18 protein-coding genes are annotated in these 23,193 nt (G+C 72.2%); 14 read left to right on the top strand and 4 right to left on the bottom strand.

The genetic code is table 11. The features are described 5' to 3' along the window. The first annotated feature begins 73 nt into the window (after nucleotides 1-73). The 6 genes from dxr to AB0M26_RS14780 all read left to right on the top strand — a co-directional run bounded on the left by dxr (nucleotide 74) and on the right by AB0M26_RS14780 (nucleotide 7,347). Nucleotides 74-1,324 (top strand): 1-deoxy-D-xylulose-5-phosphate reductoisomerase, encoded by a 1,251-nt coding sequence (dxr, locus tag AB0M26_RS14755; protein WP_365260007.1) that lies wholly within the window; start codon nucleotides 74-76, stop codon nucleotides 1,322-1,324. After that, a complete protein-coding gene (locus AB0M26_RS14760) occupies nucleotides 1,321-2,622 on the top strand; it encodes a site-2 protease family protein (protein ID WP_365260010.1) in 1,302 nt (433 codons plus the stop codon). Before dxr ends, AB0M26_RS14760 begins: the two co-directional genes overlap by 4 nt. Nucleotides 2,623-2,788: 166 nt before the next feature. After that, a complete protein-coding gene (gene ispG, locus AB0M26_RS14765) occupies nucleotides 2,789-3,943 on the top strand; it encodes a flavodoxin-dependent (E)-4-hydroxy-3-methylbut-2-enyl-diphosphate synthase (protein WP_365260013.1) in 1,155 nt (384 codons plus the stop codon). Between the two features lie 195 nt (nucleotides 3,944-4,138). After that, a complete protein-coding gene (locus AB0M26_RS14770; protein ID WP_365260016.1) occupies nucleotides 4,139-4,984 on the top strand; it encodes a GNAT family N-acetyltransferase in 846 nt (281 codons plus the stop codon). Nucleotides 4,985-5,032: 48 nt separating this feature from the next. Then, nucleotides 5,033-5,572 (top strand): GNAT family N-acetyltransferase, encoded by a 540-nt coding sequence (locus AB0M26_RS14775; RefSeq protein WP_365260019.1) that lies wholly within the window; start codon nucleotides 5,033-5,035, stop codon nucleotides 5,570-5,572. A gap of 77 nt (nucleotides 5,573-5,649) precedes the next feature. Beyond that, nucleotides 5,650-7,347, top strand: coding sequence for a proline--tRNA ligase (locus AB0M26_RS14780; RefSeq protein ID WP_365260022.1), 1,698 nt, complete (start codon nucleotides 5,650-5,652; stop codon nucleotides 7,345-7,347). Nucleotides 7,348-7,835: 488 nt separating this feature from the next. Here AB0M26_RS14780 and AB0M26_RS14785 read toward each other — a convergent pair whose 3' ends face one another. The 3 genes from AB0M26_RS14785 to AB0M26_RS14795 all read right to left on the bottom strand — a co-directional run bounded on the left by AB0M26_RS14785 (nucleotide 7,836) and on the right by AB0M26_RS14795 (nucleotide 10,065). Next, nucleotides 7,836-8,774, bottom strand: coding sequence for an aminoglycoside phosphotransferase family protein (locus tag AB0M26_RS14785; RefSeq protein ID WP_365260025.1), 939 nt, complete (start codon nucleotides 8,772-8,774; stop codon nucleotides 7,836-7,838). Nucleotides 8,775-8,864: 90 nt separating this feature from the next. Next, a complete protein-coding gene (locus AB0M26_RS14790; protein ID WP_365260028.1) occupies nucleotides 8,865-9,368 on the bottom strand; it encodes a DUF4439 domain-containing protein in 504 nt (167 codons plus the stop codon). A 67-nt stretch (nucleotides 9,369-9,435) separates the two neighbouring features. Then, nucleotides 9,436-10,065, bottom strand: a complete 630-nt coding sequence (locus AB0M26_RS14795; protein ID WP_365260031.1) for a hypothetical protein — start codon at nucleotides 10,063-10,065, stop codon at nucleotides 9,436-9,438. 244 nt (nucleotides 10,066-10,309) lie between these two features. On the opposite strand from AB0M26_RS14795, the gene rimP reads away from it, so the two are divergent. The 8 genes from rimP to AB0M26_RS14835 all read left to right on the top strand — a co-directional run bounded on the left by rimP (nucleotide 10,310) and on the right by AB0M26_RS14835 (nucleotide 18,795). Further along, nucleotides 10,310-10,837, top strand: coding sequence for a ribosome maturation factor RimP (gene rimP, locus AB0M26_RS14800; RefSeq protein ID WP_365260033.1), 528 nt, complete (start codon nucleotides 10,310-10,312; stop codon nucleotides 10,835-10,837). Nucleotides 10,838-10,839: 2 nt separating this feature from the next. After that, nucleotides 10,840-11,841: a transcription termination factor NusA gene (nusA, locus tag AB0M26_RS14805; protein ID WP_365260036.1), complete on the top strand. Its 1,002-nt coding sequence runs from the start codon at nucleotides 10,840-10,842 to the stop codon at nucleotides 11,839-11,841. Between the two features lie 141 nt (nucleotides 11,842-11,982). Continuing rightward, nucleotides 11,983-12,258, top strand: a complete 276-nt coding sequence (locus tag AB0M26_RS14810) for a YlxR family protein (RefSeq protein WP_365260039.1) — start codon at nucleotides 11,983-11,985, stop codon at nucleotides 12,256-12,258. Between the two features lie 160 nt (nucleotides 12,259-12,418). Then, nucleotides 12,419-15,487, top strand: a complete 3,069-nt coding sequence (infB, locus tag AB0M26_RS14815; protein WP_365260042.1) for a translation initiation factor IF-2 — start codon at nucleotides 12,419-12,421, stop codon at nucleotides 15,485-15,487. Between the two features lie 170 nt (nucleotides 15,488-15,657). After that, nucleotides 15,658-15,957, top strand: coding sequence for a DUF503 domain-containing protein (locus tag AB0M26_RS14820; RefSeq protein ID WP_365260045.1), 300 nt, complete (start codon nucleotides 15,658-15,660; stop codon nucleotides 15,955-15,957). Nucleotides 15,958-16,019: 62 nt separating this feature from the next. Continuing rightward, nucleotides 16,020-16,478, top strand: coding sequence for a 30S ribosome-binding factor RbfA (rbfA, locus tag AB0M26_RS14825; protein ID WP_365260048.1), 459 nt, complete (start codon nucleotides 16,020-16,022; stop codon nucleotides 16,476-16,478). A gap of 149 nt (nucleotides 16,479-16,627) precedes the next feature. After that, nucleotides 16,628-17,500: a tRNA pseudouridine(55) synthase TruB gene (gene truB, locus AB0M26_RS14830; protein WP_365260051.1), complete on the top strand. Its 873-nt coding sequence runs from the start codon at nucleotides 16,628-16,630 to the stop codon at nucleotides 17,498-17,500. Between the two features lie 311 nt (nucleotides 17,501-17,811). Next, nucleotides 17,812-18,795 (top strand): bifunctional riboflavin kinase/FAD synthetase, encoded by a 984-nt coding sequence (locus AB0M26_RS14835; RefSeq protein WP_365260054.1) that lies wholly within the window; start codon nucleotides 17,812-17,814, stop codon nucleotides 18,793-18,795. Between the two features lie 203 nt (nucleotides 18,796-18,998). Here AB0M26_RS14835 and AB0M26_RS14840 read toward each other — a convergent pair whose 3' ends face one another. Continuing rightward, on the bottom strand, nucleotides 18,999-23,051 hold the full coding sequence (locus AB0M26_RS14840) for an SCO5717 family growth-regulating ATPase (RefSeq protein ID WP_365260056.1): 4,053 nt from the start codon (nucleotides 23,049-23,051) through the stop codon (nucleotides 18,999-19,001). Nucleotides 23,052-23,193 lie beyond the last annotated feature (142 nt).

The following is a 23,193-nucleotide window of genomic DNA, read 5'->3' on the forward strand; positions in this document are numbered from 1 at the left end:
TGTGCGGCGCGCCACGCGCCCTCCCGGGGGGCACCCGTCCGGAACGGGAGGGGACTGCGGCCACAATGGGGGGATGACGGACTCTCTCGCTCATCCGCACGACCGCTTCCCCGCGGCCGGCGCCGCCACCGGCGGGCCGCGCGACATCGTGATCCTCGGTTCCACCGGATCGATCGGCACCCAGGCCATCGACGTCGTGCTGCGCCATCCCGACCGCTTCCGGGTCACCGCGCTCTCCGCCGCCGGCGGCCGGGTCGGTCTGCTGGCCGAGCAGGCCCGGCACTTGGGAGTCCGTACCGTCGCCGTATCCCGCCAGGACGCCGTACCGGCGCTGCGCGAAGCGCTGGCCGCGCAGTACGGGGGCGAGCAACCGCCCGAGATCCTGGCGGGCCCGGACGCCGCCACCGAGCTGGCCGCCTCCCCGTGCCACTCCGTCCTCAACGGCATCACGGGATCCATCGGGCTCGCCCCCACGCTCGCCGCCCTCGAGGCCGGCCGCATGCTGATCCTGGCCAACAAGGAGTCCCTGATCGCCGGTGGCCCGCTGGTGAAGGCGATCGCCAAGCCGGGCCAGATCGTGCCGGTCGACTCCGAGCACTCCGCGCTCTTCCAGGCGCTCATGGGCGGTGCCCGGTCCGAGGTCCGCAAGCTCGTCGTCACCGCGTCGGGCGGCCCGTTCCGCGGCCGTACGAAGCCCGAGCTGGCGCAGGTCACCCCCGAGCAGGCCCTCGCCCACCCCACCTGGAACATGGGCCCGGTCATCACGATCAACTCCGCCACCCTGGTCAACAAGGGGCTGGAGGTCATCGAGGCGCATCTGCTCTACGACATCCCTTTCGACCGCATCGAGGTCGTCGTCCACCCGCAGTCCTACGTTCACTCGATGGTCGAGTTCATCGACGGCTCCACGCTCCTCCAGGCGAGCCCGCCCGACATGCGGATGCCCATTGCGCTGGGCCTGGGGTGGCCAGACCGCGTGCCGGACGCCGCGCCCGCCTGCGACTGGACCACGGCATCGACGTGGGAGTTCTTCCCGCTGGACACCGAGGCGTTCCCGTCGGTGGACCTGGCCCGGCACGTGGGCGAACTGGGCGGCACGGCCCCGGCCGTCTTCAACGCCGCCAACGAGGAGTGTGTGGACGCATTTCTCCAAGGACGGCTGCCGTTCAATGGAATTGTGGATACCGTCGCCGACGTGGTCGCCGAACACGGGACGCCGCGGGGCACCGGACTGACCGTCGCGGACGTTCTCGAGGCGGAGACCTGGGCGCGCGCCCGCGCCCGCGACATGGCAGCACAGGCGACACCGGAGGCTCAGGCATGACGGCATTGATGACGGTACTCGGCATAGTCGTCTTCGCCGTCGGTCTGCTCTTCTCCATCGCTTGGCACGAACTGGGGCATTTGTCCACGGCCAAGCTCTTCGGCATCCGCGTGCCGCAGTACATGGTCGGCTTCGGGCCCACCATCTGGTCCCGCCGCAAGGGCGAGACCGAGTACGGCGTCAAGGCCATCCCGCTCGGCGGCTACATCCGCATGATCGGGATGTTCCCGCCGGGTGACGACGGCAAGGTGAAGTCCCGTTCCACCTCGCCCTGGCGCGGCATGATCGAGGACGCCCGCTCGGCGGCGTTCGAGGAGTTGAAGCCGGGCGACGAGAAGCGGCTGTTCTACACGCGCAAGCCGTGGAAGCGCGTCATCGTCATGTTCGCCGGGCCGTTCATGAACCTGATCCTCGCCGTGGTGGTCTTCCTGGGCGTGCTGATGGGCTTCGGCATCAACAGCCAGACCACCACCGTCAGTACGGTCTCCGTCTGCGTGATCGCGCAGAGCGAGAACCGCGACACCTGCGCCAAGGACGACCCAGCGTCCCCCGCCAAGGCCGCGGGCCTGAAGCCCCGCGACAAGATCGTCGCCTTCAACGGCACCCGGACCGACGACTGGAGCACGCTCCAGGACCGCATCCGCGACACCATCGGCCCGGCGACCATCACGGTGGAGCGGGACGGGGTGACCAAGACCCTCCACGCGAACCTGGTCGAGAACCAGGTCGCCAAGAACGACGGCAACGGGCGCCCGATCCCGGGCGAGTACGTGAAAGCGGGCTTCCTGGGCTTCAGCCCTTCCCCCGGTGTCGTCCAGCAGTCCTTCGGCCAGTCCGTCGACCGCATGGGCGACATGATCACCTCAGGTGTCGAGTCGCTGGTGGATCTGCCCTCGAAGGTGCCGGCGCTGTGGGACGCGGCCTTCGGGGACGGGCCGCGCGAACCGGACTCGCCGATGGGTGTGGTGGGCGCGGCCCGCGTCGGCGGCGAGGTCTTCAACCTCGAGATCCCACCGGAGCAGCGGGTCGCGACCATGCTCTTCCTGGTCGCGGGCTTCAACCTGTCGCTGTTCCTGTTCAACATGCTGCCGCTGCTGCCGCTGGACGGCGGGCACATCGCCGGGGCCGTGTGGGAGTCGGTGCGGCGGCACGCCGCCCGTCTGCTGCGGCGGCCCGATCCCGGCCCGTTCGACGTGGCCCAGCTGATGCCGGTCGCCTATGTGGTCGCCGGGATCTTCATCTGCTTCACGCTGCTGGTGCTCGTCGCGGACCTGGTCAACCCCGTCAGAATTTCGTAGCCGGGAACGGATACCGACAGCCGGGCGAATTTTGTGCCCGGCTGTTGGCATTTGTACGTGTTCGATGACGGGATGTGCTGCGGCCCGGACCGGTGCCGTAATCTCGTTGACCGGAGCCCGCCGATCCCGGGACCTCGATCCGACACCTTCTGGGGTTGCAAGCAAGATGACTGCGATTTCGCTCGGAATGCCGTCCGTTCCGGCCAAGCTCGCCGACCGGCGGGTCAGCCGCAAGATCCAGGTCGGACCGGTCGCCGTGGGCGGAGACGCCCCGGTGTCGGTGCAGTCGATGACGACCACGGTCACGGCGGACATCGGAGCGACCCTGCAGCAGATCGCCGAGCTGACCGCCTCGGGCTGCCAGATCGTACGCGTCGCCTGCCCCTCGCAGGACGACGCCGAGGCCCTGCCCGTCATCGCCAAGAAGTCTCAGATCCCGGTGATCGCGGACATCCACTTCCAGCCCAAGTACGTGTTCGCCGCCATCGACGCCGGATGCGCCGCGGTCCGCGTGAACCCGGGGAACATCCGCCAGTTCGACGACCAGGTGAAGGAGATCGCCAAAGCCGCCTCCGACGCCGGAGTGCCGATCAGGATCGGCGTCAACGCCGGCTCCCTGGACAAGCGGCTGCTCCAGAAGTACGGCAAGGCCACTCCCGAGGCGCTGGTGGAGTCCGCGCTCTGGGAGTGCTCGCTCTTCGAGGAGCACGGCTTTCGGGACATCAAGATCTCCGTGAAGCACAACGACCCGGTGGTCATGGTCAACGCCTACCGCCGGCTCGCGGCGGAGTGCGACTACCCGCTCCACCTCGGCGTGACCGAGGCCGGCCCCGCGTTCCAGGGCACCATCAAGTCGGCCGTCGCCTTCGGCGCCCTGCTGTCGGAGGGCATCGGCGACACCATCCGGGTCTCCCTCTCCGCGCCGCCGGCCGAGGAGGTCAAGGTCGGCATCCAGATCCTGGAGTCGCTGAACCTCCGTCAGCGCCGTCTGGAAATCGTCTCCTGCCCCTCCTGCGGCCGTGCCCAGGTGGACGTCTACAAGCTGGCGGACGAGGTGACCGCGGGCCTGAACGGCATGGAGGTGCCGCTGCGCGTGGCCGTCATGGGCTGCGTCGTCAACGGCCCCGGCGAGGCCCGGGAAGCGGACCTCGGCGTGGCCTCGGGCAATGGCAAGGGCCAGATCTTCGTGAAGGGCGAGGTCATCAAGACCGTGCCCGAGTCCAAGATCGTGGAGACCCTGATCGACGAGGCCATGAAGATCGCCGAGCAGATGGAGAAGGACGGCGTCATGTCCGGCGAACCGCAGGTGTCGGTGAGCTGACCCGGCGGACCGGTCGCCGAAGCCCCTGGTGCGTGCGCAGGCCGCGCGCCCGCGTACGCACCACCTCAAGCCCCGTTCGCGAGCAGGCCCCCGGGCCCTCGCCAGGAGCGGAGCTTTCCCCAGGGAGCGGCGCTCACCAGCGGTGGCGGGTACAGTGCGGAAACCAGCAGACCGCACGGTGAGGCATTCCGACACGTGTTGACCACCACCACGACGAGGGTTCTCGACCCCGGAGACCTCGGCGCCGCCCTCACGGTCCTCGACCGCGACCCCGTCGCCAATGCCTTCGTGGCCGCCCGTGTCCAGGTCGCCGGCCTCGACCCCTGGCGCCTCGGTGGCGAGATGTGGGGCTGGTACGCCGACGGCCGGCTCGAATCCCTCTGCTACGCCGGGGCCAATCTGGTCCCCATCGGCGCGGGCCCCGAGGCCGTGCGCGGCTTCGCCGACCGGGCCCGCCGCGCCGGCCGCCGCTGCTCCTCGATCGTCGGCCCTTCGGAGCCCGTCGCACAGCTCTGGTCGCTGCTGGAGTCGAGCTGGGGCCCCGCCCGCGAGGTCCGCGCCCACCAGCCGCTCATGGTCACCGGAGCCGTGCCCGGGGACGTGCCCCCGGACCCGCTGGTGCGGCGCATCCGCAAGGACGAGATAGACCTGGTGATGCCGGCCTGCGTCGCGATGTTCACCGAGGAGGTCGGCGTCTCGCCGCTCGCCGGAGACGGGGGGCTCCTCTACCAGGCCCGGGTCGCCGAGCTCATCGGCACGGGCCGTTCCTTCGCCCGTATCGAGGAGGGCCGCGTGATCTTCAAGGCGGAGATCGGCGCCGCGACCCCGAAGGCATGCCAGATCCAGGGCGTCTGGGTGGACCCGGAGTTCCGCGGCCGCGGTCTGTCCGAGACCGGAATGTCGGCCATTCTCCACCACGCGCTGAACGAGGTCGCCCCCGTGGCCAGCCTCTACGTCAACGACTACAACACCGCAGCTCGCGCCGCGTACCACCGTGTCGGTTTCCAGGAGACCGGCGCGTTCATGAGCGTGCTGTTCTGAGCCGGTCGGCCGCCCCCGCGCGGTCCCGCCACCGGTAGGGTCGCGACCATGGATGACGTCGTCGTCGGGCCGCTCGACCTCGCCGCACGGGTGGACGAGGCCCTCGCGGTCCAGGCACTCGCGTTCGGCCTCACCCACGACGAGATCGGCGTCCGCCGCCACATCGTGCTGCGTCATCTGACCAGCCCCGGCGCCCGCGCGCTCGGCGCCACCGCCGCCGACGGAGGTCTCATCGGCTTCGTCTACGGCATGCCCAACGACCGCGGTCACTGGTGGTCGACGGTCGTCGAGCCCTATCTACGCTACGTCGGACAGGACCACTGGCTCGACGACTCGTTCGTCATCAGTGAGTTGCACGTCCACCCCGCGTTCCAGAAGCGCGGCATCGGCCGCGCACTGATCACCACGATCACGGACGAGGCCACCGAGCCCCGAAGCATCCTCTCCGCGATCGACACCGAACGCAGCCCCGCCCGCGCCCTCTACAGGGCCCTGGGCTATGAGGACCTCGCCCGCCGCGTCGTCTTCCCGAGCGCCCCGAGCCCGTACGCGGTGATGGGGGCGTACCTCCCGCTGCGCAGGGGCTGACGGCGCCGGGCCTTCCCCGGGTTGGATAGCCTCCAGGTCACGCACTTCGCACCGCAGTAGACGCAGGAGACAACCTCATGGTCCAGCGCATGTCCCGGATGATGCTCAAGACGCTGCGCGACGACCCGGCCGATGCCGAGACCACCAGCCACAAACTGCTGGTCCGCGCCGGGTACGTCCGCCGCTCTGCCGCGGGGATCTGGACCTGGCTGCCGCTGGGCAAGCGGGTCCTGGAGAACGTCTCCCGCGTGGTCCGCGAGGAGATGGACGCCGTCGGAGCCCAGGAGGTCCTGCTGCCCGCGCTGCTCCCCAAGGAGCCGTACGAGGTGAGCGGCCGCTGGGAGGAGTACGGCGACCTGCTGTTCCGGCTCAAGGACCGCAAGGGCGGCGACTATCTGCTCGGCCCCACCCACGAGGAGATCTTCACCCAGGTCGTCAAGGACCAGTGCTCCTCGTACAAGGACCTGCCGGTCGTCCTCTACCAGATCCAGACCAAGTACCGGGACGAGGCCCGGCCCCGCTCCGGTGTGCTGCGCGGCCGTGAGTTCCTGATGAAGGACTCGTACTCCTTCGACACCGACGACGAGGGGCTGGCCGCCTCCTACGCGCTGCACCGCGAGGCGTACACGAAGATCTTCCGGAGACTCGGCCTGGACTACCGCATCGTCTCCGCCGTCTCCGGGGCCATGGGCGGCTCGGCGTCCGAGGAGTTCCTTGCCCCGGCGGCCGCGGGCGAGGACACCTTCGTGGACTGTCCGGTCTGCGACTACGCGGCCAACACCGAAGCCGTGACCGTGGCGGTCCCCGAGGCCGAGCAGGTCGCGCACGGAGAGGTCGAGGAACTGGACACCCCGGACACCCCGACCATCGAGACCCTCGCCGATCACCTGGGCGTACCGCGCTCCGCGACGCTGAAGAACCTCCTGGTCAAGGTGGACGGCAAGATCACGGCCGTCGGGGTGCCCGGGGACCGGGAGGTCGACCTCGGCAAGCTCGGCGAGCACTTGGCGCCCGCGGCCGTGGAGCTGGTGACGGCCGAGGACTTCGAGAACCGTCCGGACCTCGTCCGCGGCTACGTCGGCCCGCAGGGCCTTGCCGGCTCCGCCTTCCGCTACATCGCTGACCCCCGCGTCGCCCCCGGCACCGCGTGGATCACCGGCGCCAACAAGGAGGGCAAGCACGCGAGGAACGTGGTCTGCGGTCGGGACTTCGAGGTCGACGAGTACCTGGACGTGGTCGTCGTCGAGCAGGGCGACCCCTGCCCGCGCTGCGGCACCGGCCTGGAGATCGGGCGGGCCATCGAGATCGGCCACATCTTCCAGCTCGGCCGGAAGTACGCGGACGCCTTCGAACTCGACGTGCTGGGCCGCGAGGGCAAGCCGGTACGGGTGACCATGGGCTCGTACGGCATCGGCGTCTCGCGCGCCGTCGCCGCGCTGGCCGAGCAGACCGCCGATGAGCAGGGCCTGTGCTGGCCCCGGGAGATCGCGCCGGCGGATGTCCATGTGGTCGCGGCCGGCAAGGCGCAGCAGACCGAACTCGCCCTGGAAGTGGCCGAGAAGCTGCACTCGGCGGGTGTCCGGGTGCTCGTGGACGACCGCGCGGGTGTCTCGCCCGGCGTGAAGTTCACGGACGCCGAGCTGATCGGTGTGCCGACGATTCTGGTCGTCGGGCGGCGAGCGGGCGAGGGCGTCGTGGAGCTGAAGGACCGGCGTACGGAGGAGCGCGAGGAGCTGCCGGTGGAGGAGGCCCTGGCACGGGTCGCCAAGGCGTAGGCGGGCAGGCGGGCAGGGCGCAGGCGGGCAGGCGGGCGGGGCGCGCGGGCGCGTCCTCGCGCTCAGGCCCGCGGGTGCGCACGGCAGGTGTGACGCACAACTGGGGCGGCCCGGCCCGGGTCCGGTCCCCGCTCATCGGTGCGGATGCCCGGCCGGGCTGTCGCCGTCGCCCGGATCGGCGTCCGCGCGCCCAGGATCGCCGTCCGTGCGCCCGGATCGGCGTCCGCGCGCCGAGGCCGCCCGGCACCGACCGGTCGCCGGATTGGCCCGAAACCGTCCTTGGAGGAAGCGAACGCCCCAACGGCCCCTGCTGTGGCGGCACATGGGTACGGGGGCCTACGGAACGGTCCACGTTCCGCTCAGGGACGGAACCGGTGCACGCCCGTCGCCTCGGCATTCACGGGGGCCATGCGGTCGGCCGGACCCACGCCCGCGGTCCGACGGCCGTCATCTTCCTCGTGGGGCCCCGTCTGCCCCGCCCGCGGGCGTCAGAGCCAGCCGGCGAATTCCAGCAGCAGCTCGCCGTCCTGAGGGCGGCCCACCGACAGCGCCCTCACCCCCGACTCGACGGCCCGGAAGAGCGTCCAGCCGCGCAGCCGCTCGTGGTCCACGTCCAGGGAGTCCGCCAGCTTCGCGACCCGGCGGCGCGCCGCCGCCGCACCACCCGGCGAGGCCACCAGATCCTCCAGCCGGTCGCGGACCAGCCGCGCCAGGTCGTAGGCCCGCTCGCCGACCAGCGGCTGCGGCCCCACCGCCACCCAGGGGACCCGTTCCGCGGACAGCACTTTCCCCTGCCGGAAGCGCCCGTGCAGCAGCACGGACTCCGGAGGAGCGTCCGCCAGCTCCTCCCGTACGGCCAGTGCCTCGTCCACCATCGGGCCCGCGCTCTCCGCGGCGGGGTCCGCCACCGCGGCGCGCAGCGCCTCCGCGGCTCGGGCCGTGCGGTCGGCGACCGATGCGAACGGATGGTTCTCGCCCGGATCCACCCACAGCTTCCGCACGGTACCGGCGGCCTCGAGCTGCGCCTTTCCCTCCGGCAACGAACTCAGGCCCACCTCCCCGTGCAGCCGCTCCAGCAGCAGCGCGCCGGAATCCGGGTCGGCGTCGAGCAGCCGTACGGCGCCCCAGCCGTCCCAGAGAGCCAGTGCGGCGTGCTCCGGCCGTGAACGGGCGTCCGGCGCAAGGAGCTTGAGCACCGCGGGCGTACCGTCCGGCTGCCGCACGAGCGTGATGAGAGCGCTGCGCCCGCCGGGCGTCAGCACGCGCTCGAAGTCCAGTTCCCAGCGGTCCAGGGCCTCGCCCAGCGCTTCGGACAGTCCCCGCAGCCACTCCTTCCCGGCGTCCACGTCCTCCTCGGCCAGCGCGCGCACCAGGCGCTGCGGGGGCTCGAGGGGGGTGCCGGCGCCGGGCCGTGCCGCTGAAGCCATGCCTGAGCTGTCCCTTTCCCTCACTGCGCACGGGCCCGTGGCGGCCCGCGGCCCCGCGGCCCGCACGCCCCGCGCGGGCGCGTCCGACGGTCAGAGGGTGTCCGCCGTGCTGCCCGCCGGCTCGGACGAGCCGTTCGCGGCCTGCCGTTCGGCAAGCCCAGGGAAGGCTACGCTCCCGCCGCGCCAGCGCACCGCCCGGACCGCCGCCTCGCGCAACGCGGCCGCGGCCTCGCGGCGCAGCGGGCCGTCCGCGGCGCGCACCAGATCGCCGTAGACCCCGGCCACCCGGTCCTCGAGCTCGGCGGCCAGGCGCAGCGCGGCGGCCTCGTCCGGGACGGGGAACGGCAGGGCGTAGGCCGCTGCCGACGCCTCGGGTTTCCCGCCCAGGTCTCGCACGGTACGGCCCAGGGCGTCGCGGCGGGCCCGGTGCGCGTCGTACGCCTCACGGGCCTCCGCCCGCCGCTTCTCTCCTATCCGGCCGCCCACCACGCCATATCCGTACACCACGGCATGCTCCGCCCCCAGCGCGGCCTGAGCTGCGGCGAGGGCGGCGTCCTGAGACGCCGGGCGGGTGCGGGGGGCGTGGATGGTCATCGCGTCTCTCCTGAACCGTCTCCTGAGGGATGTACGGGGGCGGGCGCGCGGTGCGCGCGGGCCATGCTCAGGCGCCCTTCGTGAGCAGATACGCGTGGCCCGCGCCCGACGCCGCGATGGACGCCAGCAGGCGGGCCAGCTCGGGCGGTGCGCCCATCAGGGCCGCGGTGCGGGCGTCGGCGGTCCTGCGCTCGGCCTCGGCCAGCGCGGCCAGGGCCTCGCCCTCGTCCGACGAGATCTCGGGTGCCCGTGGCCGGTCCTCGCGGGAGGCCGACGCCGAGGGCGAGGCACTACCGGACCGCGGGGTGAGAAGGGCATCCGCATGGCGCGCGACCTCGGCTCGCAGCGGGACCAGCCGCGGCGCGAGGGGCGGATGGGCCCTGACCGTCGCGTCGTACCGGGCCAGCAGGGCCTTCGAATCGGCGGCGCCGCGGTCGCGGAGCCTCAGCGCCTTGTCGGTCCGCTCGGCCCGCTCGGCGGCAGAACCGGAGTCCGAGCAGCCGGAGAGGACGGCGGCGGCCGCGGTGGCGCCGAGGGCCCCGGCCAGCAGGCTCCTCCGGCGCGGCCCGCCCGCAGGGCGCGCGGAGTCCGGATCCGGCCCGGCGCCCGGCCCTGCTTCCAGCCCTGTTCCCGGCAGCCCTGGTCCCGGCTCTGAATCCGGCCCGGACGAGGGCCGCGACGGTGTGGAGAGCGGCACGGTTCACATCCTGTCGGGGAGTGAGGGGCGCATGGGGCCGGTGGTCGGGAGGAGCCGCCCGGGACGGGTCCGCAACGGCGGCTGGAGCGAGCCTACCTGCGAGTACCCCGAAGATCGGCGACCGGCTCGTCGGTACCGTGGCACGCCCGCGAAAGGCGTACGGCACCACCGCCCGCGACCGGATACCCTTTGAGCTGACACGCGACCTTCCCACAACAGCACACGCGGCCGAGGAGTCACCCGGATGAGCACCACCCAGAGCGAGAGGCTGCGCGGACTGCTCGAACCGCTGGTCGCCGCACGAGACCTGGATCTGGAAGAGATCGAGGTGACGCCGGCGGGGAAGCGACGCGTGCTGAGGATCGTGGTGGACGCCGACGACGGCGTGTCACTGGACGCCTGTGCCGAGCTGAGCCGGGCGGCCTCCGAGAAGCTGGACGAGTCGGACGCCATGGGCGGGAACCCGTACGTCCTGGAGGTCACGTCCCCCGGCGCCGACCGCCCGCTCACCGAACTGCGCCACTACCGCCGCGCCACCGGCCGGCTCATCAAGGCCGGACTCGCCGACGGCGGCGAGCTGGTCGCCCGGATCACCGCCGTCGACGACGAGGGTCTCGACCTCGAGGTTCCCGGCGTCAAAGGCCGCAAGCCCACAGCGCGACGGCTCGCCTTCGACGACATCGCCAAGGCCCGAGTGGAGATCGAGTTCAACCGCAAGGCCGCCGGGAAGAGCGCCGGGGCCGCTGACGACGAGAGCCAGGAGGAGGCGTAGCCGTGGACATCGACATGAGCGCGCTGCGCGGTTTGGTACGGGAGAAGGAGATCTCCTTCGATCTGCTGGTCGAGGCCATCGAGGCGGCCCTCCTCATCGCGTACCACCGCACCGAGGGAAGCCGCAGGCACGCGCGCGTGGAGCTGGACCGCAACACCGGCCATGTGACGGTGTGGGCGACCGAGGACCCGGCGGATCTGGACGAGGGCGAGGAGCCCCGCGAGTTCGACGACACTCCGTCCGGCTTCGGCCGGATCGCCGCGACCACCGCCAAGCAGGTCATCCTGCAGCGGCTGCGGGACGCCGAGGAGGAGATCACCTTCGGCGAGTACGCGGGCCGGGAGGGGGATGTCGTGGCGGGCGTCGTCCAGCAGGGCAAGGATCCCAAGAACATCCTGGTCGACATCGGCAAGCTCGAGGCGATCCTTCCGGTGCAGGAGCAGGTCCCGGGCGAGGACTACGCGCACGGCACCCGGCTGCGGTCGTACGTCGTCCGCGTGGTCAAGGGTGTCCGCGGCCCGTCGGTCACGCTCTCCCGGACCCACCCCAACCTGGTGAAGAAGCTGTTCGCCATGGAGGTCCCGGAGATCGCGGACGGCTCGGTGGAGATCGCCGCCATCGCCCGCGAGGCCGGCCACCGCACCAAGATCGCCGTACGGTCCACGCGTTCCGGGCTGAACGCCAAGGGCGCGTGCATCGGGCCCATGGGCGGCCGTGTGCGCGCGGTCATGGCCGAGCTCAACGGCGAGAAGATCGACATCGTCGACTGGTCGGACGACCCGGCGGAACTGGTCGCCCACGCCCTCTCACCCGCCAGGGTGAGCAAGGTCGAGGTCGTCGACCTCGCCGCGCGCTCGGCCCGGGTCACCGTCCCCGACTACCAGCTCTCGCTGGCGATCGGGAAGGAAGGGCAGAACGCCCGGCTCGCGGCCCGGCTGACCGGCTGGCGGATCGACATCCGCCCCGACACCGAGCAGCAGCCCGTCGGACAGGCCGCCGAGTAGCCGCGGGTCACCCCGGGGTCGCCGCCCGCACAGCCGGGCGTCCCCGGCCGCCCCCGACGGCGGCCGGGGCAATGAAAAATCGAGTGGCCGTACGGCCGTTACCCGGGCAGGGTGAGGTCGGTACGGGGAGGTAGACTTAGCGTGTCTGGCCGGACGCATGCTCGCGCATGCCCTGAGCGAACGTGTGTGGGATGCCGGGAGCGGGCGGCCAAGGACGATCTGCTGCGTATCGCGGTGATCGAGGGCGCCTGCGTCCCTGATCCACGCGGTACGCTGCCCGGCCGGGGTGCGTACGTGCACCTCGCCCCGGTCTGTCTGGACATGGCGGTCCGCCGCCGGGCGTTCGCCCGGGCCTTCCGAGGCCAGGGCCCGCTCGACATCGCGGCGCTGCGCCAGTACGTCGAGCAGGCAACGTAAGCAGGCAACACCGTAAGAGAACGGCACGGGAAACCGTGCGGTCAGGTACCTCGCGAGTCGGAAGTAGGTCGAGATTGCGATGAGCACTCGATGAGTACGCGATGAGTACGCCCATGAAGTAGCGACGGTCCGGCGGACACCCCGGACCAGAAGGAGCGAAGTGGCTAAGGTCCGGGTATACGAGCTCGCCAAGGAGTTCGGAGTCGAGAGCAAGGTCGTCATGGCCAAGCTCCAAGAACTTGGCGAATTCGTACGTTCGGCGTCCTCGACCATCGAGGCGCCGGTTGTACGCAAACTGACTGACGCTTTCCAGCAGGGCAACGGCTCCGGCCGTGCCGCAGGCAAGCCTTCGGCGCCCCGCAAGGCGGCGCCCTCCCCCGCGAAGCGCGCGGGTGGATCTCCCACGCCGTCCCCCGCCCAGGGTGCGACGGCTCGTCCCGCAGCCCCCAAGCCCGGTGCGCCCAAGCCTTCCGCCGCCGAGGGCGGGCCGGTCACCCCGGCGGCGCCGGGCCCGCGTCCCACCCCCGGTCCGAAGGCCCCGGCGCCGAAGCCCGGTCCGGCCCAGCCCGCGACGCCCGCTCCGGCGGCCCCGGAGTTCAGCGCGCCACCGCAGGCTCCCTCAGGCCCCAAGCCGGGCGGTGCGCCCGGCCCGCGTCCCGCGCGTCCGGCCGCTCCCGGTGGCCAGGGCGGTGGCCGTGGCGACTCCCGTCCGGCGTCGCCCCGTTCCGGTGGCGAGCGCGGCGCCCCCCGTCCGGGCGGCCGTCCGGCCGGTCCGCGCCCGGGCAACAACCCCTTCACCTCCGGTGGCAGCACCGGTATGGCGCGCCCGCAGGCGCCCCGTCCCGGTGGTGCCCCGCGCCCCGGTGGCCAGGGTGGCCCCGGCGCTCCGCGTCCGGGTGGTCAGGGCGGTCCCGGTGGACCCCGTCCGCAGGCCTCCGGTGGCGGTCGCCCGTCCCCGGGCGGCATGCCGCGTCCGCAGGCGCCCCGCTCCGGCGGCGGCCCCGGCGGCGGTGGTAACCGCCCGAACCCGGGCATGATGCCGCAGCGTCCGTCCGCCGGCCCGCGTCCGGGCCCCGGTGGCGGCGGCGGTCGCGGTCCTGCCGGTGCCGGTCGCCCCGGCGGCGGCGGTCGTCCGGGCGGTGGCGGCGGCTTCGCCGGTCGTCCCGGCGGCGGTGGCGGCGGTGGCCGTCCCGGCGGCGGTGGCGGCGGCTTCGGCGGCCGTCCCGGCGGTGGCTTCGGCGGTGGCGGCGGTGGCCGCCCCGGTTTCGGCGGCCGTCCCGGCGGTCCCGGCGGCCGCGGTGGCACGCAGGGTGCGTTCGGCCGCCCCGGCGGTCCTGCGCGTCGTGGCCGCAAGTCGAAGCGGCAGAGGCGCCAGGAGTACGAGGCCATGCAGGCCCCGTCCATCGGCGGCGTGATGCTGCCGCGCGGCAACGGGCAGACCGTCCGCCTGTCGCGTGGTGCCTCGCTCACCGACTTCGCCGAGAAGATCAACGCCAACCCGGCGTCGCTGGTCCAGGTGATGTTCAACCTGGGCGAGATGGTGACCGCCACCCAGTCGGTCTCCGACGAGACGCTGCACCTCCTCGGCGAGGAGATGAACTACGTCGTCCAGATCGTCAGCCCGGAGGAGGAGGACCGCGAGCTTCTCGAGTCCTTCGACATCGAGTTCGGCGAGGACGAGGGCGGCGAGGAGAACCTCGCGCCGCGTCCGCCGGTCGTGACCGTCATGGGTCACGTCGACCACGGTAAGACGCGCCTGCTGGACGCGATCCGCAAGACCAACGTCATCGAGGGCGAGGCCGGCGGCATCACCCAGCACATCGGCGCGTACCAGGCCGCGACCGAGGTCAACGACGAAGAGCGCAAGATCACCTTCATCGACACCCCGGGCCACGAGGCGTTCACCGCCATGCGTGCCCGCGGTGCGAAGTCGACCGACATCGCGATCCTCGTGGTGGCGGCCAACGACGGTGTGATGCCCCAGACGATCGAGGCGCTGAACCACGCCAAGGCGGCCGAGGTGCCGATCGTGGTCGCGGTCAACAAGATCGACGTCGAGGGCGCGGACCCGACGAAGGTGCGCGGCCAGCTCACCGAGTACGGCCTGGTGGCCGAGGAGTACGGCGGCGACACCATGTTCGTCGACATCTCCGCCAAGCAGGGTCTGCACATCGACAAGCTGCTCGAGGCCGTCGTCCTGACCGCCGACGCCGCCCTGGACCTCCGGGCCAACCCGGACCAGGACGCGCAGGGCATCGCGATCGAGGCGCACCTCGACCGCGGCCGCGGCGCAGTGGCGACCGTCCTCGTCCAGCGCGGCACCCTGCGGGTCGGCGACACGATGGTGGTCGGCGACGCTTATGGCCGCGTCCGCGCGATGCTCGACGACAAGGGCGAGAACGTCGAGGAAGCGGGTCCCGCGACCCCCGTCCTCGTGCTCGGTCTCACCAATGTCCCGGGCGCCGGCGACAACTTCCTCGTCGTCGACGAGGACCGCACCGCCCGGCAGATCGCCGAGAAGCGTGCGGCCCGCGAGCGCAACGCCGCGTTCGCCAAGCGGACCCGCCGGGTCTCGCTGGAGGACCTGGACAAGGTGCTCAAGGCCGGCGAGGTGCAGCAGCTCAACCTCATCATCAAGGGCGACGCGTCCGGTTCGGTCGAGGCACTGGAGTCCTCGCTGCTCCAGCTCGACGTCGGCGAAGAGGTCGACCTGCGCATCCTGCACCGCGGTGTAGGTGCGGTCACCGAGACCGACATCGACCTGGCGACCGGCTCCGACGCCATCGTCATCGGCTTCAACGTGCGCGCCGAGGGGCGTGCCACGCAGATGGCCGAGCGCGAGGGCGTGGACGTCCGCTACTACTCGGTCATCTACCAGGTGATCGAGGAGATCGAGGCGGCCCTCAAGGGCATGCTCAAGCCGGAGTACGAAGAGGTCGAGCTCGGCACGGCGGAGATCCGCGAGGTCTTCCGCTCCTCCAAGCTCGGCAACATCGCGGGTGTCCTCATCCGCTCCGGCGAGGTCAAGCGGAACACCAAGGCCCGCCTGGTCCGCGACGGCAAGGTCGTGGCGGAGAACCTCAACATCGAGGGTCTGCGCCGCTTCAAGGACGACGTCACCGAGATCCGCGAAGGGTTCGAGGGCGGTATCAACCTCGGCAACTTCAACGACATCAAGATCGACGACGTCATCGCGACGTACGAGATGCGCGAGAAGCCGCGAGGCTGATCGGTCGCATCTCTCCGGGGCCGGTCGGCGGAGAATTCCGTCGATCGGCCCCGGCCGTTGCGTGTACGGTTTCGAACGGAACGCAGGCCCCAGCGGTAGCTGGGAGGCGCCCCTCCCGGCTACCGCCGGGGGTACCCCGACGGCCCCACGGGTGGCTTGACCCGGACCGCATGTACGTAGGGACGCTGTCCTTTGAACTGCTTCTCGGCGACGTCCGGTCGCTGAAGGAGAAGCGCTCCGTCGTCCGCCCGATCGTCGCCGAGCTGCAGCGCAAGTACGCCGTCAGCGTGGCCGAGGTCGCGGAGCAGGACCTCTACCGCAGGGCCGTCATCGGTCTGGCGGTCGTGTCCGGGGACGCCGGGCACCTCACGGACGTACTCGACCGGTGCGAACGCATGGTCGCCGGCCGTCCCGAAGTGGAGTTGCTGTCCGTACGACGGCGCTTCCACGGCGAGCACGACGACGCCTGAGCCGAGTCGGCTGACGCCGAAACGCATCATCGTGGAAGAGGAAGAAAGAAGGAGACGGACCAGTGGCCGACAACGCGCGGGCCCGCAAACTGGCGGACCGCATCCAGGTCGTCGTCGCGGAGACCCTGGACCGGCGCATCAAGGACCCCCGGCTGGGGTTCGTGACCATCACGGACGCGCGGGTCACCGGCGACCTGCGGGAGGCCACGGTCTTCTACACGGTCTACGGGGACGAGGCGGAGCGCACCGCCTCCGCGGCAGCTCTGGAGAGCGCGAAGGGGATCCTGAGGTCCGAGGTCGGGCGTCAGACCGGGGTGCGGTTCACCCCGACCCTGACGTTCGTGCCGGACGCGCTCCCGGAGAACGCCCGCACCATCGATCACCTGCTGGACGAGGCGCGTGCCAAGGACGCGCAGGTGCGGGAGGCGTCCACCGGCGCCACGTACGCCGGCGACGCCGACCCGTACCGCAAGCCCGGTGAGGACGACCACGACGAGAACGAGGACGAAGCGTCCGAATGAAGCGCAGGTCAACCCGCGAGGGAGCCGAAGGGCGCGCCGGGGCCGAGAGCGACGGGACCGGGCGGGGAGCGAGCGCAGAGACCGGGTCCGCCGACCCCGGGGCCGAGCGCCCGGAGACGAGCCGCGCGCATCGAAAGGGACCGGACGGCTTGATCATTGTCGACAAGCCGTCCGGCTTCACCTCGCACGACGTCGTTGCAAAGATGCGCGGAATCGCCCGCACACGCCGCGTAGGGCACGCCGGAACGCTGGACCCGATGGCGACCGGAGTGCTCGTCCTCGGCGCCGGGAAGGCGACCAGGCTGCTCGGGCACCTCGCGCTGACGGAGAAGGAGTACGAGGCGACGATCCGGCTCGGGCAGAACTCCGTGACCGACGACGCCGAGGGCGAGATCACCGAGTCGGGCGGGGCCGCGGGGCTCCCCCGCGAGGCCATCGACGCCGGGATCGCGCCGCTGACCGGTGACATCCAGCAGGTCCCGTCCAAGGTCAGCGCCATCAAGATCGACGGCAAGCGCTCGTACAAGCGGGTGCTGGAGGGCGAGGACTTCGAACTGGCCGCCCGGCCCGTCACCGTCTCCTCGTTCATCGTGCACGACGTGCGGGAGACTGTCGCCGAGAACGGCACACCAGTGGTCGACGTGGACGCCACCGTCGTCTGCTCCTCGGGCACCTACATCCGGGCCCTGGCCAGGGATCTCGGTGCGGGGCTCGGCACCGGCGGGCATCTGTCCGCCCTGCGCCGCACCCGCGTCGGGCCGTACGGGCTGGACGTGGCACGTTCCCTGGACCGCCTCCAGGAGGAGCTGACCGTCATGCCGATCGCGGAGGCCGCCGCTGCGGCCTTCCCGCGCTGGGACGTGGACGCCAAGCAGGCGCGGCTGCTCTCCAACGGTGTCCGGCTGGACGCGCCGGGGCTCGGTACGGGCGGCCCGATCGCGGTCTTCGACCCCGACGGCCGCTTCCTGGCGCTGGTGGAGGAGACCAAGGGCAAGGCGAAGAGCCTGGCGGTCTTCGCGTAGCCCGGGACCGGCGGTGTGTGGTTGCCGTGCGCGGTCGGCGGGATGCTGTTGCCGGGTGTGGTTGCCGTGCGCGGTCGGCGGGATGCTGTTGCCGGGTGTTGCCGGGTGTTGCCGGGTGTTGCCCCGAGCCGGGGCGGGTGCGGGCGGGGCCGTACGTCCCGGCCGTGGGCCGACCGCCTGGGGCCGTACGTCCGGGCCGCGGGCCGACGCCGGTGACGGAGGCGGGCATCCGGCATGGCAGTCTTAGACCTGCGCAATCGGATAGGCATCACGTCGATCACATACACGGGTTCGGGCGAGGAGCGGTCACAGTGCAGCGCTGGCGTGGCTTGGAGGAGATCCCCGAGGGGTGGGGGCGCAGCGTCGTCACCATCGGCTCCTATGACGGCGTTCACCGAGGGCACCAGCTCATCATCGGCCGTGCCGTGGCCCGCGCGCGCGAGCTCGGGATCCCCTCGGTCGTCGTCACCTTCGACCCGCACCCCAGCGAGGTCGTGCGCCCGGGCAGCCATCCGCCGCTGCTCGCCCCGCACCACCGGCGCGCGGAGCTGATGGCGGAGCTTGGCGTGGACGCCGTGCTGATCCTGCCGTTCACGGCGGAGTTCTCGAAGCTGTCGCCCGCCGACTTCGTGGTGAAGGTGCTGGTCGACAAGTTGCACGCGAAGGCCGTCGTCGAGGGCCCCAACTTCCGCTTCGGGCACAGGGCGGCGGGCACCGTGGACTTCCTGGCGGAGCTCGGGACCACGTACGACTACGACGTCGAGGTCGTCGACCTGTTCGTACGCGGCGAGGCCGGGGGCGGCGAGCCCTTCTCCTCGACCCTGACGCGGCGTCTGGTCGCCGAGGGAGACGTGGCCGGGGCGATGGAGATCCTCGGCCGCCCGCACCGCGTGGAGGGCGTCGTCGTGCGGGGCGCGCAGCGCGGCCGTGAGCTGGGCTATCCGACGGCGAACGTCGAGACGCTCCCGCACACCGCGATCCCGGCCGACGGCGTCTACGCGGGCTGGCTCGACGTCGAGGGCGAGTCGATGCCCGCGGCGATCTCGGTGGGCACGAACCCGCAGTTCGAGGGAACCGAGCGGACCGTCGAGGCGTACGCGATCGACCGCGTCGGCCTCGACCTGTACGGGCTGCATGTTGCGGTGGACTTCCTCGCCCATCTGCGGGGGCAGGAGAAATTCGCCTCGATCGAGGCGCTGTTGGAGGGCATCGCGAACGATGTGAAGCGCTCGCGTGAACTCGTCGGTGCCTACGAGGCGAAGCGGGGCGAGAACGGGCCGGCGACGACCGGCTGAGACCGACGATGACCGGCTGAGACCGGAGGCGGGGAGGCCGACTTCTTCGGGGTCGGGAAGGGAATTGGGAGGGCCCGGGCGCGCGCCGCGCCCGGGCCCTCCCATTGCCGTTTCCTCCGCCTCGCTGCCGTGAATGCGGCCGTGCACCGAAACACGCGGGCTCGGGACTCGCGGGCCTCGGTGCTGACGTTTGGCGTGGCGGGTTACTGCTGTGGCGGAACGGGCGGCGGGAAGCCGTAGCCCGTCCCGGGCTGCGGCGCTTGGGACTGTGCCTCGTCACCGGGCGCGCCCGACTGCCCCGGGTGACCGGGCTGTTGGACGGGCGGTCCGGGCCGGCCCGGCTGGGCGGGCTGCTGCCCGGGCTGGAGCTGCGGCCGGCCGTAACCGCCCTGGGGTGCCGGTGGGCCGGGAGACGGCTGCGGCTGCTGGGGCCAACCGGGCTGTGCGGGGCCCGGTTCTCCCGGCTGGCCCGGCTGCTGTGTCCAGCCCTGCTGGGCGCCTGGCTGCTGCGGCGGCTGCCCGCTCTGCTGCGGCTGCCCGTACGGCTGTCCCGGCTGTCCGTACGGGTACGGCTGTCCCGGCGGTCCGGGCTGCCCCAGAGGTCCGGGCTGTCCCGGCTGGGCGGGCTGCTGCCCGGGCTGGGGCTGCGGCCAGCCCTGCTGACCCGGCATCGGCGGAGCGACCTGCGGCGGCGGGTTGCCGTCGGCCGTCCACAGCCCCTGGTCGTGCTGGGCGCGGGCGAAGTCCTCGGCGACGAGCGCCGAGAGGTTGAAGTACGCCTCGCGGGTCTTCGGCCGCATCATGTCGAGGTCGACCTCCGCGCCCGCCGACAGATGCTCGTCGAACGGTACGACCACGACCCCGCGGCAGCGGGTCTCGAAATGCGCCACGATGTCGTCGACCTTGATCATCTTTCCGGTCTCGCGCACTCCGGAGATGACGGTGATGCTGCGGGACACCAGCTCTTGATAGCCGTGTGCGGAGAGCCAGTCCAAGGTGGTGCTGGCGCTGCTGGCACCGTCCACGGACGGCGTCGAGATGATGATCAACTGGTCGGCGAGGTCGAGTACGCCGCGCATGGCGCTGTAGAGCAGACCCGTACCCGAGTCGGTGAGGATGATCGGGTACTGCTTGCCGAGCACGTCGATCGCCCGGCGGTAGTCCTCGTCGTTGAAGGTCGTGGAGACCGCCGGGTCGACGTCGTTGGCGATGATCTCCAGGCCGGACGGCGCCTGCGAGGTGAACCGGCGGATGTCCATGTAGCTGTTGAGGTACGGGATCGCCTGTACCAAGTCGCGGATGGTGGCGCCCGTTTCGCGCCGGACACGGCGGCCGAGCGTGCCGGCGTCCGGGTTGGCGTCGATGGCGAGGATCTTGTCCTGGCGCTCGGTTGCGAGCGTCGCGCCGAGAGCCGTCGTCGTGGTCGTCTTGCCGACGCCGCCCTTCAGGCTGATGACGGCGATCCGGTAGCAGGACAGTACGGGCGTACGGATCAGCTCGAGCTTCCGCATCCGCTCGGCTTCCGCCGCTTTGCCGCCGATCTTGAAGCGTGAGCCCCCGCTGACCGGGTTCTTGCTCTTGGGCTTCTGCTTGTTGCTGCGCAGGAGCCGGTCCGAGGACAACTCCACGGCCGCGGTATAGCCGAGAGGCGCCCCTTGGGCGGCGCGCTGCCGCTGCTCGGGGCTGATATCGGGCCAGCCGCCGGCGCGCGGGTCGGCCGGGGCACCGGCGGGAGTCCTCTGCTGCTGGTGCGGGTGTCCGCCCTGCGGCGGTTGGGGTTGTGCCTGCCCGGGTTGCCGGGCGGGTGCTTGGTGCTGCTGCCAAGGCTGCTGCTGGGGCTGTTGCCCTGGCTCGGGCTGCGGGTGTGCCTGCGACTGCGGGAAGCCGTAACCGCCGCCGGGCGGGGCCTGTTGGGGCTGCGGGAAGCCGTAGCCGGCGGTCTGCTGGGGCTGCTGCGGCGGCTGAGCGGCGCCTCCGGGCGGCGGCTGGACAGCGCCTCCGGGTTGCGGCTGTCCCGGCAGCGGTTGTACAGCGCCTCCCGGCTGCAGCTGTCCGGGCTGCTGCCCCGGCTGTCCGGGCTGCGTCCCCGGCTGTCCGGGGTGACCCTGCTGTACGGGTTGCCCTGGCTGTCCGGGCTGAGGGTGCTGCGGCTGCGGAAAAACCGGGGGTTGCTGGGCAGCGGCGGAGAGTTGCTGTCCTCCCTGCGGCGACCATGCGGCGCCGGGCTGCGGGTAGCCGTAACTTCCCTGCGGCGCCGCGGTGTCCGGCACACCGGCCGCGGGCGGCATCGGGGCGTCCGGCGTACCCGGCTGGGGCGCGTGGGCACCTGGCGGGTACGGCTGCGGTCCCGGCGCGGGAGGTTCCGGGGCCGGGGGGGTGGGCGCGGACGGGGAAGCAGAGGGCACGCCCGGGAGCGGCTGCGCCGGACCTTCCGTGCGCTGGCGGGGAACCTGCGGGAAGCCGTAGCCACCCTGCTGTGCCGGCGGCTGTGCCGCGGGCCGGGTGCCTGAATCCACCTCCGGGGACGGGGCGGGGGAGGGCACCGGGGCGTGCGGCGACTGCCAGGCGGTGCCCGGCTGCGGGTAGCCGTAACCGCCCGCGCCGGCCGGCGTGTTGGGGTCCTGCTGGGGCTGCGGCTGTGTCGGTTCCTGTGCCTCAGCGGGCTCTGGGGCCTGCGGCTGTTGTTCCGACGGCTCTTGTTCCTGCGGCTGCCGCTCCGGCTCGGCCGGGCGGAAGTTTGGGGGCAGGGGCGGCAGGCCGGCCTTCGGTACGGGCGGTGGCGTCCAAGCGGTCGGCGAGGCGTCGCGCGGTTCGGCGCCCGGCCTCGGCCGGGGTTCCGGTACCGGGGGCGGAGCCCAGGCGATGGGCGGAGCGTTCTGCGGTTCGGCGCCCGGCCTCGACCGGGGCTCGGGCACCGGCGGCGGTGCCCACGCGATGGGCGCTGCGTCCTCCGGGTCTGCGTCGCGCCGGTGGTCCGATTGCGGAACCGGTGGCGGTGCCCACGCTACGGGGGGAGCGTCCTGTGGTTCGACGCCTGGCCTCGGCTGCGGCTCGGGCACCGGCGGCGGTGCCCACGCGAGGGGCGAAGAACCCTCCGGCTGCGACACACCTGCGGCCGGGGTCTCCTCTGCAGTGTCGTCCGCGTCGTTCGCCTCGTCGCCGGGGTCACCCGTGGCGGACGGAACGGACGCGGACGCATCCGCGGAAGCGGTGACCACCTCGGACGGCTCCGCCTCCGAGGGCTCCGCCTCCGAGGGCCCCGGGTCCCCGGACCCCATGGCGTCGGCGTCGGCGCCGGCAGCGCCGCGGTCGCCGTCGTTGCCATCGGCCGTGCCGTCGCCGGGAGCGGCGTCCGGCCGCTCCGTCAACTCCTGTGCGAGGCCGAACCGTTCAGCCACCGAAGCCACCGCACTGGGAGCCGAGTCCTCGGCCGCGGCGTCGCCGCCGGGCCCCGTACCGGCCTCGTCACCGGCCTTCGCCGCGGATCGCTCCGCGATCTCGCGCCGCAGGGCGGCGGTGGAGATGCGCATGGTCGAGGCACTGCGCAGGTCACCGTCACCGCCACCGTCGATGGCTTCCGGGGCTTCGGGGCCGCCCTCGGCCACGCTCGCGACAGCGGGCTCGCCCGGCTCGTCCGCTGCCGAAACGTCCGCCTCGTTCTCGTCCTCGTTCTCGTCCTTGTCCTCATCCGCGTCCGCGTCCGGGGATTCGTCCCCGGAAGCGGAAGAGGCGTCGCATCCTGCCGCAGGAGCCGTGGCCGACGGCATGGAGAAGAGCGGCGGTACGGGGATGGACGCGGGATCGGCCCCGTTCGGAAGCGGGCGTCCGGGTGCCGCCGCCTCGGCCGCCAGGGATTCCTCGTCGACGTCGCGGTCCGCGCCCTGGGCCTGCGCGGCCTCCGTCGGATCGGTTTCCTCCCCGCGCGCGTCCGGCTCGTCGTCCCGGGACTGCTGGGCGGGCGCGGTCGACGCGCTCCACGCGGGCTCGAACTCACCTCCAGGGGGCAGGCCGGGCATCGACACCGGTGCGCCGGAGGGCGGTGGCGGTGCAAACGCCGTGTTCCCGCCGCTCCCGCTCCCCGAGCCGTTCGAACCGCTCCCGCTCCCGCTTCCGCCGGAACCGGCCGACGAACTCGTATACCAGGCAGGCGGCGTGTAGTCGATGGTGAACTCGCCCGTCTGGTCGGGCTCCGCGTCGGACCGATCCTCGCCGGGGGTCCCTCCGCCCGCGCGGATCTCGTCCCGATCGCTGCTCACAATGCCTCCTGGTGTGGTCTTTCACCCGTGTACGCGCAGTGGGAAGCGACTGTCCCCGCTGCCGCGGCCAGTTGGGCCTTCCCCGTCGGCGTCGCCCGTCGGACCCGCAGGTGCCGACAGCCGCTCCATACCCCAGCCTAAT

The organism is Streptomyces sp. NPDC051776, from assembly GCF_040681345.1.
In the GTDB taxonomy this organism is placed as follows: domain Bacteria; phylum Actinomycetota; class Actinomycetes; order Streptomycetales; family Streptomycetaceae; genus Streptomyces.